Below are 10,621 nucleotides of genomic sequence, written 5' to 3' on the forward strand. Positions count from 1 at the left end.
CTCGACAGGGAGATGTCTTGATGAAGCCGCTTTACCTCGCCTCTGGCTCGCCGCGTCGGCGTGAACTGCTCACGCAGATCGGCGTGCCGTTCTCCGCCATCAGCGCGGACATCGATGAAACCCCTCTCCCCCAAGAATCCCCTTCGTCCTATGTCGAGCGCCTGGCGCGCGGCAAGGCTGAAGCCGGGCGTGGCGCGGTCGTGTCCGACGCCGAATTTTGCGTGTTGGGCGCCGACACCGCGGTGGTGCTGAACGGGGAAATTCTCGGCAAACCGGTGGACGAAGCCGACGCGCGCGCCATGTTGATGAGGTTGTCCGGGTGTGAGCACGAGGTGCTGACCGCGATCGCCGTGCTGGACGGTGAGCGCTGCGAGTCTGTGGTGGTGCGCAGTCGGGTGCGTTTTCGCGACATCGGTCATGATGAAGCGTCTGCCTACTGGGCCAGCGGCGAACCGCGGGACAAGGCCGGCGGCTATGGTATTCAAGGATTGGGCGCGGTGTTTGTTGCCGCGCTCAATGGCAGTTATTCGGCGGTCGTTGGACTGCCGCTGTGCGAAACCGCTGAGCTGCTCGGCCATTTCGGCATACCCTGTTGGCAAACCCTTAACGCGCGCTAAGCGCCGTACTAACCAGATGCGGCCATTTTCGTGAACATGCCTGAACGAGATCCTGCCATGAGTGAAGAGATTCTGATCAACATCACGCCGATGGAATCGCGCGTGGCGGTGGTCGAAAACGGTGTGCTGCAAGAGGTCCATGTCGAGCGCACGCAAAAGCGCGGGATCGTCGGCAACATCTACAAAGGCAAAGTCGTGCGGGTTTTGCCAGGCATGCAGGCGGCATTCGTCGACATCGGCCTGGACCGCGCCGCCTTCATTCATGCCTCGGAAATTTCCCTGCGCGAGGGCCCGGCGGTAGAGAGCATCAGCGCGCTGGTTCACGAAGGCCAAAGCCTGGTGGTGCAAGTCACCAAGGACCCGATCGGTTCCAAGGGCGCACGTTTGACGACGCAGTTGTCGATCCCGTCGCGTTATCTGGTGTACATGCCGCGCACCGCCCATGTCGGCATTTCGCTGAAGATCGAAGACGAAGCCGAACGTGAACGCCTCAAGCAAGTGGTCACCGACTGCGTGGCCAAAGAGGGCATCAAGGAAGCCGGCGGCTTTATCCTGCGGACCGCCGCCGAAGGTGCCGGGGCCGATGAAATCCTCATGGACATCCGCTACCTGCGCCGTCTGTGGGACCAGATCAACGCCCAGATCCTGACCATCAGCGCGCCAAGCGTCATCTACGAAGACCTCGGCCTGGCCCTGCGTACCTTGCGTGACCTGGTGAGCCCGAAGATCGAGAAGATCCGGATCGACTCCCGGGAAACCTTTCAGAAGACCACACAGTTCGTCGCCGAATTGATGCCGGAAATTGCCGATCGGCTTGAACATTATCCGGGCGAACGTCCGATTTTTGACCTCTACGGCGTCGAAGACGAAATCCAGAAAGCCCTTGAGCGCAAAGTCCCGCTAAAGTCGGGTGGCTATCTGGTGGTCGATCCAGCGGAAGCGATGAGCACCATCGACGTCAATACCGGGGCGTTCGTCGGTCATCGCAATCTCGAAGAAACCATCTTCAAGACCAACCTCGAAGCTGCAACCGCCATCGCTCGCCAGCTGCGCCTGCGTAACCTCGGCGGGATCATCATCATCGACTTCATCGACATGGAAGACGAAGAGCACCAGCGTCAGGTATTGCGCACGCTGGAGAAGCAGCTGGAGCGCGATCACGCCAAGACCAACATCATCGGCATCACCGAGCTGGGCCTGGTGCAAATGACCCGCAAGCGCACCCGCGAAAGCCTGGAACAAGTGCTGTGCGAGCCCTGCAGCAGCTGTCAGGGCCGCGGCAAGCTGAAAACGCCGGAAACGGTTTGCTACGAGATTTTCCGCGAAATCCTCCGCGAAGCTCGCGCCTACCAAGCGGAAGGCTATCGTGTATTGGCGAACCAGAAAGTTGTCGACCGTTTGCTCGATGAAGAGTCGGGTAATGTCGCCGAGCTTGAAGGTTTTATCGGACGCACCATTCGATTCCAGGTGGAAACCATGTATTCCCAGGAACAATACGACGTGGTGCTGCTCTGAATCGCGGTGTTTCAAAACGACTAGCACGGCTGGCTTCAGCTTTTTGCAACATTTTTGCCATGGGAGCCAAGTGACATGGATCGTCTGACACGCATTTTGGCTGCACTGACCCGCTGGGGTCTGGGCCTGTGCGCGTTGGCTTTGGTGTTGATGGCGTTGTACGTCAGTCTCGGTCGAGAGCTGGCACCCTTGGTGGCCGAGTACCGTAACGAAGTCGAAACCAAGGCCAGCGCGGCCTTGGGCATGCCGCTCCAAATCGGTGAGCTGGAAGGCAAGTGGAGCGGCTTCGCGCCCATTCTGCTGGCTCATGACGTCACCGTCGGCTCGGGCACCAATGCCCTGCGTCTGGATCAGGTGCGCGCGGTGCCGGACCTCTGGGCCAGCCTGCTGGCGCGTGAAGTACGCATCGCACACCTGGAACTCAACGGCCTGAAAATCAGCCTGAAGGAAGGCGAAGACGGGCAGTGGTCGCTGGAAGGGTTGCCGGTGCAGCAGGATCAGCCGCTGGACCCGGAGCAGATGCTCAATCGCATGCAGATGGTCCAGCAACTATCAGTGCTCGACAGCCAGATCACCTTGCAGCCGTTGGGCCAGTCGCCACTGACCCTGACCTATGTCGGTCTCAACCTGAAAACCGGCGCTTCCCGTCAGCGTCTTGATGCGCGCTTGACCCTGCCCGACGGCCAGCCGGTCGCCATGAGCCTGCGTACTCGAATCCGTGCCAGTCAGTGGAAGGACGGCGAGGCGGATGCTTACCTGAGCCTGCCACAAAGCGACTGGTCCAAGTGGTTGCCCGAACGTCTGACCCGCCAGTGGAATTTCTCCGAGATCAAGGCCGGCGGCGAGCTGTGGATAAACTGGAACAAGGGCGCCCTGCAAAGCGCTGCGATCCGTTTGAACGCGCCACAACTCAAGGGCGCCTATGCCGAGCGCAAGCCGATCCAGATCAACAATCTGGCGCTCAATGGCTATTTCCAGCGCAGTTCCGAAGGCGTTCTGGTAACGCTGGACTCGTTGGCCATGAACCTCGGCGATACCCGTTGGGAATCGCATCTGCAACTCAAGCAAAGCATGGCCACGGACAAGGCCGAAGAACTCTGGCACCTGCAAGCCGATCGCCTTGACCTGACGCCGATTACCCCCGTGTTGAACGCCTTGGGTCCATTGCCCGAAGGTTTTGCCACGGTCGTCGAGCGACTGAAGGTGACCGGAGGCCTGCGCAATGTATTGATCGACCTGCGTCCGAATGCGACCGACGACACCAAATTCAGCTTCGCGGCCAACCTCGACCGTGTCGGTTTCGACGCTTATCACGGCGCGCCGGCGGCACGAAATGTCAGCGGCAGCATCAGCGGCAATCTGGGCGGCGGCGAGCTGCGCATGGACAGCAAGGATTTTGTCTTGCACCTGGACCCGATTTTCGCCAAGCCATGGCAATACATTCAAGCCAATGCACGGTTGACCTGGAAGCTCGACAAGGAAGGTTTCACCCTGATCGCACCGTACCTGAAGGTGCTGGGCGAGGAGGGCAAGATTGCCGGCGACTTCCTGATCCGCCTGCACTTCGACCACACTCAGGAAGACTACATGGACCTGCGGGTCGGCATGGTCGAGGGCGACGGCAAGTACACCGCCAAGTACCTGCCAGCTGTCCTCAGCCCGGCGCTCGACGAATGGTTGCGCACCGCCATTCTCAAAGGCGCGGTGGATGAAGGCTTCTTTCAGTACCAAGGCTCGCTGAACCATGGCGCGGCCGACACGGATCGCAGCATCAGCCTGTTCTTCAAGGTTCACGATGCCGAACTGGCCTTCCAGCCGGGCTGGCCGCATGTCAGCAAGGTCACGGGTGACGTGTTTGTGGAAGACAGCGGTGTGCGGATCCTGGCCAGCAAAGGCCAGTTGCTCGACACACAGGTACGCGACATTTACGTCAATATTCCCCATGCCCCGGCCGGGCAAAGCAGCCACTTGTTACTTGACGGCGAATTCGCGGGCGGCCTGGGCGATGGCTTGAAGATTCTTCAGGAAGCGCCGATCGGCACCGCAGACACATTTGCCCGTTGGGAAGGCGACGGCGATTTGCAGGGCAAATTGAAACTGGATATTCCGCTGGCCAAGGGTGAACAGCCGAAGATCCTCGTCGACTTCAAAACCGCCAAGGCACGCTTGAAACTGCCCGAGCCGCCGCTGGAACTGACTCAGCTCAAGGGCGACTTCCGCTTTGACAGCGCCATGGGGCTGAGCGGGCAGAACATCACCGCGCGTGCCTTTGATAAGCCGGTCACAGCGCAGATTTTCGCCGATGGCAGCGCAGGTAATCTCAAGACCCGCGTCACGGCCGCCGGTCAGGTCGAGGTCAAGAAACTCACGGACTGGTTGAGCGTTACGCAACCGCTGCCCATTTCCGGGGTGATCCCGTACCAGCTGCAGGTGAACCTCAGCGGCGCCGACAGTCAGTTGATGGTCAATTCCAATCTCAAGGGCGTAGCGGTTGATTTGCCGGCGCCGTTCGGCATGGCAGCCGATGCTGGGCGTGACGCGACGTTCCGCATGACCCTGCAAGGGCCAGAACGGCGTTACTGGGTCAGTTACGGCAATCTTGCGAACTTCACGTTCGCGGCACCTCCCGGCAGCTTTGCCGACGGTCGCGGTGAACTGTTCCTGGGCGGTGGCGAAGCCGTCTTGCCCGGCACGAAAGGGCTGCGGGTGCGCGGTGTGCTGTCGGAACTGGATGTCGGGCCCTGGCAGGACCTGGTGAACAAGTACGCTGGTCAGGACCCGGGCGGCAGCGCCAAGCAGTTGCTCAGCGGCGCGGACCTCCAGATCGGCAAACTCACCGCGTTGGGCACTACGCTCGATCAGGCTTCGGTTCAGGTGGTCCGCAAGCCAACCTCGTGGAATTTGCAGCTCGACAGTCAGCAGGCAAAGGGCAGCACGGTGCTGCCTGACGCGAAGGGCGTGCCGATCACGATCAATATGCAGTACATAAAATTGCCAGCGCCGGACCCGACGGTCCTGGCCGATGAAAACTCCCCGGACCCCCTGGCCACAGTCGACCCGACGAAAATCCCGGCGATGGATATCACCATCAACCAGCTGTTCCAGGGGCAGGACCTCGTGGGCGCCTGGTCGCTGAAAATCCGCCCGACCGCCAAGGGTATTGCCCTCAATACGCTGGACATGGGGCTCAAAGGCATTCTGTTACAGGGCAATGGTGGCTGGGAAGGCACGCCGGGCAATTCCAACAGTTGGTACAAAGGCCGGATCAGTGGCAAGAACCTCGCGGATGTGCTGAAGGGCTGGGGCTTTGCGCCGAGCGTCACCAGCGAAGATTTTCGTATGGATGTTGACGGTCGCTGGCCCGGTTCGCCGGCCTGGCTGGCCAGCAAGCGTTTCTCCGGGACGCTGGATGCGTCGCTGAATAAAGGCCAGTTTGTCGAAGTCGAAGGCGGCGCCCAGGCGTTGCGGGTGTTTGGCCTGCTCAACTTCAATTCCATCGGTCGCCGTCTGCGCCTGGACTTCTCCGACCTGTTCGGCAAAGGCCTGAGTTATGACAAGGTCAAAGGGCTGCTGGTCGCGTCAAACGGGGTGTACGTGACCCGTGAGCCGATTCAGATGACCGGTCCGTCGAGCAATGTCGAACTCAACGGTACGCTGAACCTGGTTGGCGAACAGATCGATGCCAAATTGGCGGTGACCTTGCCGGTGACCAATAACTTGCCGATTGCCGCGTTGATTGTCGGCGCGCCGGCCATCGGCGGGGCGCTGTTCCTGATGGACAAGCTGATCGGTGATCGCGTCGCACGCTTCGCCAGCGTGAAATACACCGTGAAAGGCCCGTGGAAAGAGCCGAAAATTACCTACGACAAGCCTTTTTGACTGTCTTTCTCGGAGCCCACGTCCTTGCCCGATGGAGTAGCATGGCTTACGCAGCAATCCTGTTGCAGCTGGCGAAGCCTGCGTCCGGCTGCGCAGCAGTCGTAAATCCGGAATGCACGATTTACCTGACAGACCGAGGTGTCTGATTTTACGACTGCTACGCAGCCGGACGCAGGCTTCGCCAGCTGCTACAGGGGCCGGTGGGCACAATTCGAATAGGAACGGTCATGTCTTTTGCGGTGATTCAAATGGTCAGCCAGAGCGATGTGCTGGCCAATCTGGCCCAGGCCCGGCGTCTGCTTGAACAAGCGGCGGCCAGTGGCGCCAGGCTTGCCGTGCTGCCGGAAAACTTCGCCGCCATGGGCCGTCGCGATATTGCTGACATCGGCCGCGCCGAGGCATTGGGCGAAGGTCCGATCCTGCCATGGTTGAAACAGACCGCTCGCGACCTCAAGTTATGGATAGTGGCCGGCACGTTGCCGTTGCCGCCCGTGGATCAACCGACCGCCAAAGTGCATGCCTGCTCGTTGCTGGTCGACGATCAGGGCGAAACGGTGGCGCGTTATGACAAGCTGCACCTTTTTGACGTAGACGTAGCGGACAATCGCGGGCGTTACCGTGAGTCCGATGACTATGCTTACGGGAGTAGCGTGGTGGTGGCGGACACGCCCGTCGGTCGAGTCGGCCTGACGGTGTGTTATGACCTGCGTTTCCCGGAGCTGTACAGCGAGTTACGCACCGCCGGGGCTGAGTTGATTACCGCGCCGTCGGCTTTCACTGCAGTGACCGGCGCGGCGCACTGGGATGTACTGATCCGCGCGCGAGCCATCGAGACTCAGTGTTATGTGCTCGCGGCCGCTCAGGGTGGCACACACCCGGGACCGCGAGAAACCCATGGCCATGCGGCCATTGTCGATCCTTGGGGTCGGGTGCTGGCGCAACAGGATCAAGGCGAGGCCGTGCTGCTGGCCGAACGCGATAGCAGCGAACAGGCGTCCATCAGGGCGCGGATGCCGGTGTCCAGTCACCGGCGCTTTTTCTCGCAGGGCGCCCAGCGACCTGCCTCAGAACGATGAATTTAAGGCGTAAAGCATATGAGCGAGTTGTTGTCCTCAGTCAGTGAACACCTCCTGGCGCCCGGCGGCGTGACAATCGAAAGCCTGCAAGGCGTACTCGGCGATCTGGCCGGCCCGGGCATCGATGCCGCCGACCTGTATTTCCAGGGGCAGATTTCCGAGTCCTGGGCGCTGGAAGACGGCATCGTCAAGGAAGGCAGCTTCAACCTCGACCAGGGCGTTGGCGTGCGGGCGCAATCTGGTGAAAAAACCGGTTTCGCCTACAGCAATGCGATCACACTTGAAGCCTTGGGCGCTGCAGCCCGTGCCGCGCGTTCGATCTCCCGCGCCGGGCAGAACGGCACCGTGCAGGCCTTCACCACCCAGGACGTCGCCCAGTTGTACGGGCCGGATAACCCGTTGGAAGTACTGAGCCGCGCCGAGAAAGTCGAGCTGCTGAAACGCATCGACGTGGCGACTCGCGCCCTCGACCCGCGCATCCAGCAAGTGACCGTGAGCATGGCTGGCGTTTGGGAACGCATTCTGGTGGCGTCCACCGATGGCAGTCTGGCAGCGGATGTGCGGCCACTGGTGCGCTTCAATGTCAGCGTGATCGTCGAGCAGAACGGTCGCCGCGAACGCGGTGGCCATGGCGGTGGCGGTCGTACCGACTACCGGTATTTCCTCGCCGAAGACCGCGCCATGAGCTATGCCCGAGAGGCTCTGCGCCAGGCGCTGGTCAACCTCGAGGCCATCCCTGCGCCGGCCGGCACGTTGCCGGTGGTGTTGGGTTCGGGCTGGTCCGGCGTGCTGTTGCATGAAGCGGTCGGTCACGGTCTGGAAGGCGACTTCAACCGCAAGGGCAGCTCGGCATATAGCGGGCGTATGGGCGAGATGGTTGCGTCCAAGCTCTGCACCATCGTCGATGACGGCACCCTGGCCGGTCGTCGCGGTTCGTTGAGCGTCGACGACGAAGGCACGCCGACCGAGTGCACCACGCTGATCGAAAACGGCGTACTCAAGGGCTACATGCAGGACAAACTCAACGCGCGCCTGATGGGCGTGGCCCGCACCGGTAACGGTCGTCGCGAATCCTATGCGCATTTGCCGATGCCGCGCATGACCAACACCTACATGCTCGCCGGTGAAAGCGATCCGGAAGAAATCATTGCCTCGGTGAAGCGCGGCATCTACTGCGCCAACCTCGGCGGCGGTCAGGTGGACATCACCAGCGGCAAGTTCGTGTTCTCCACCAGTGAGGCGTACCTGATCGAAGACGGCAAGATCACGGCTCCGGTCAAAGGCGCGACGTTGATCGGCAACGGCCCGGAAGCCATGAGCAAGGTGTCGATGGTCGGCAACGATCTGGCGCTGGACAGCGGAGTGGGCACGTGTGGCAAGGATGGGCAGTCGGTGCCGGTGGGTGTCGGCCAGCCAACGCTGAAAATCGATGCGATCACTGTGGGTGGCACAGGATCGTAAAAGAATGGAGCTTCGGGTGAGCTGCGAGGCAGCTCACCCGATTCGGGACTTAACGCAGACCGCGTTGAGTCTCGTCCAGCTCACGGATGTACTTGAAGATTTTACGGCTCGATGCCGGTGGCTTGTTGGTCGCCAGTTCGTGCTGGGCCTGACGGATCAGGGAGCGCAATTGCTGGCGATCGGCCTCCGGGTAGTCGACAACGAACTTCTCCAGGACGGCATCGTCGCCTGCGATCAAGCGATCGCGCCAGCGTTCCAGGCCGTGAAAACGTTCGTTGTACTGCCGAGTGGAGGCATCGAGTTGATCGAGCAACGTCAGGATGGCGTCAGTGTCCTGATCGCGCATCAGTTTGCCGATGAACATGAGGTGCCGTTTACGCGCGATATTCGCGGTGTGCTTCGGCGCATCGGCCAATGCCCGGCGCAGAGCGTCGGTCAACGGCAGTTTTGCCAGCAAGTCAGGCTTGAGTGTTGTAAGGCGCTCGCCGAGGTCAACCAGAGCATGCAGCTCGCGTTTGACCTGAGATTTGCTTTTTTCTCCCGTATCGAGGGAGTCGTCGTAAGAATCAACCATGGTGGCCGTCCGCAAAGAAACGCCGCCATGATAACCAGTCGGGGGCCGCTTGTCCGGCCCGGTCGCTCGATGACCTTTACCGAAAGCAGAATTTGAGTGGAGAACAGCATGAGTGCAGTTGAAAGCGTCGGCCCACAAGCGTTGCCGGCACTGCAAGAACAAGTCGAGCAGATCATCGCTGAAGCCAAGCGCCAGGGCGCCAGTGCCTGTGAAGTGGCGGTCTCCCTGGAGCAGGGCCTGTCGACCTCGGTGCGTCAGCGTGAAGTCGAAACCGTCGAATTCAACCGCGATCAGGGCTTCGGTATCACCTTGTACGTCGGTCAGCGCAAGGGTTCGGCCAGCACCTCCGCCAGTGGCCCGGAAGCCATTCGCGAAACCGTCGCCGCCGCGTTGGCCATCGCCAAGCACACGTCTGAAGACGAAGCGTCGGGCCTGGCAGATGCCGCCTTGATGGCCAGGGATCTGCAGGATTTCGACCTGTTCCACCAATGGGACATCACCCCCGAGCAAGCCATTGAGCAGGCGCTGGCCTGTGAAGCGGCGGCGTTTGCCACCGACAGTCGCATCAAGAACGCTGACGGCACGACCCTCAGTACCCACCAAGGTTGCCGAGTCTACGGTAACAGCCATGGCTTCATCGGCGGTTATGCCTCGACTCGCCACAGCCTCAGCTGCGTGATGATCGCCGAAGCCGACGGCCAGATGCAGCGCGATTACTGGTATGACGTGAACCGTCAGGGCAACTTGTTGGCCGACCCGGTCAGCATTGGCCAGCGTGCCGCGCAACGGGCGGCGAGCCGTCTCGGCGCGCGTCCGGTGCCGACCTGTGAAGTGCCGGTGCTGTTTTCGGCGGAACTGGCCGGTGGGTTGTTCGGCAGTTTCCTCTCGGCGATTTCCGGCGGCAGCCTGTATCGCAAATCGTCGTTCCTTGAAGGCACGTTGGGTCAGAAATTGTTCCCGGAATGGCTGACTATCGATGAGCGTCCGCACTTGATGCGTGCCATGGGCAGTTCGGCGTTCGATGGTGACGGCCTGGCCACCTACGCCAAGCCGTTCGTCGAAAAGGGCGAATTGGTGTCCTACATCCTTGGCACCTATTCTGGCCGCAAGCTTGGCATGCCGAGCACCGCCAACGCCGGCGGCGTGCACAACCTGTTCGTCACCCATGGCGATGAAGACCAGGCGGCGTTGCTGCGTCGAATGGGGCGCGGTCTGCTGGTCACGGAATTGATGGGCCAGGGCCTGAACATGGTCACCGGCGACTATTCCCGTGGCGCGGCGGGTTATTGGGTTGAGAACGGCGAAATCCAGTTCGCGGTCCAGGAAGTGACCATCGCCGGCAACATGCGCGACATGTTCAAGCAGATCGTTGCCGTGGGTAATGACCTGGAGTTGCGCAGCAACATTCGCACCGGTTCGGTACTGATCGAGCGCATGACGGTGGCGGGCAGCTAAACCTCAACCGCTACACAAAAAAGGCGCGCCACCCATCGGGTGGC

At 61.0% G+C, this 10,621-nt stretch carries 7 protein-coding genes; 6 read left to right on the forward strand and 1 reads right to left on the reverse strand.

All coding sequences use genetic code 11. From position 1 onward, the window contains the following. The first annotated feature begins 20 nt into the window (after positions 1 to 20). The 5 genes from EJA72_RS28695 to tldD all read left to right on the forward strand — a co-directional run bounded on the left by EJA72_RS28695 (position 21) and on the right by tldD (position 8,548). Positions 21 to 617 carry a nucleoside triphosphate pyrophosphatase gene (locus EJA72_RS28695; RefSeq protein WP_157715230.1) on the forward strand — a complete coding sequence of 199 codons (597 nt, stop codon included), beginning with the start codon at positions 21 to 23 and terminating at the stop codon, positions 615 to 617. Between the two features lie 57 nt (positions 618 to 674). Continuing rightward, on the forward strand, positions 675 to 2,132 hold the full coding sequence (gene rng / locus EJA72_RS28700) for a ribonuclease G (RefSeq protein ID WP_157715231.1): 1,458 nt from the start codon (positions 675 to 677) through the stop codon (positions 2,130 to 2,132). Between the two features lie 75 nt (positions 2,133 to 2,207). Further along, complete coding sequence (locus EJA72_RS28705; protein ID WP_157715232.1) at positions 2,208 to 6,011, forward strand: YhdP family protein; 3,804 nt, start codon at positions 2,208 to 2,210, stop codon at positions 6,009 to 6,011. Positions 6,012 to 6,238: 227 nt separating this feature from the next. Then, the gene (locus tag EJA72_RS28710; protein ID WP_157715233.1) at positions 6,239 to 7,087 is read left to right on the forward strand and encodes a carbon-nitrogen hydrolase family protein; all 849 of its coding nucleotides are present in this window, start codon (positions 6,239 to 6,241) and stop codon (positions 7,085 to 7,087) included. Between the two features lie 18 nt (positions 7,088 to 7,105). After that, positions 7,106 to 8,548 (forward strand): metalloprotease TldD, encoded by a 1,443-nt coding sequence (gene tldD, locus EJA72_RS28715; RefSeq protein WP_157715234.1) that lies wholly within the window; start codon positions 7,106 to 7,108, stop codon positions 8,546 to 8,548. A 49-nt stretch (positions 8,549 to 8,597) separates the two neighbouring features. Here tldD and yjgA read toward each other — a convergent pair whose 3' ends face one another. After that, the gene (yjgA, locus tag EJA72_RS28720) at positions 8,598 to 9,122 is read right to left on the reverse strand and encodes a ribosome biogenesis factor YjgA (RefSeq protein ID WP_157715235.1); all 525 of its coding nucleotides are present in this window, start codon (positions 9,120 to 9,122) and stop codon (positions 8,598 to 8,600) included. 108 nt (positions 9,123 to 9,230) lie between these two features. Between yjgA and pmbA the strand changes: the two genes are divergently transcribed. Beyond that, positions 9,231 to 10,577 carry a metalloprotease PmbA gene (pmbA, locus tag EJA72_RS28725; RefSeq protein ID WP_157715236.1) on the forward strand — a complete coding sequence of 449 codons (1,347 nt, stop codon included), beginning with the start codon at positions 9,231 to 9,233 and terminating at the stop codon, positions 10,575 to 10,577. Positions 10,578 to 10,621: the final 44 nt, after the last annotated feature.

It is taken from the genome of Pseudomonas sp. PB120 (assembly GCF_009761815.1).
GTDB lineage: Bacteria > Pseudomonadota > Gammaproteobacteria > Pseudomonadales > Pseudomonadaceae > Aquipseudomonas.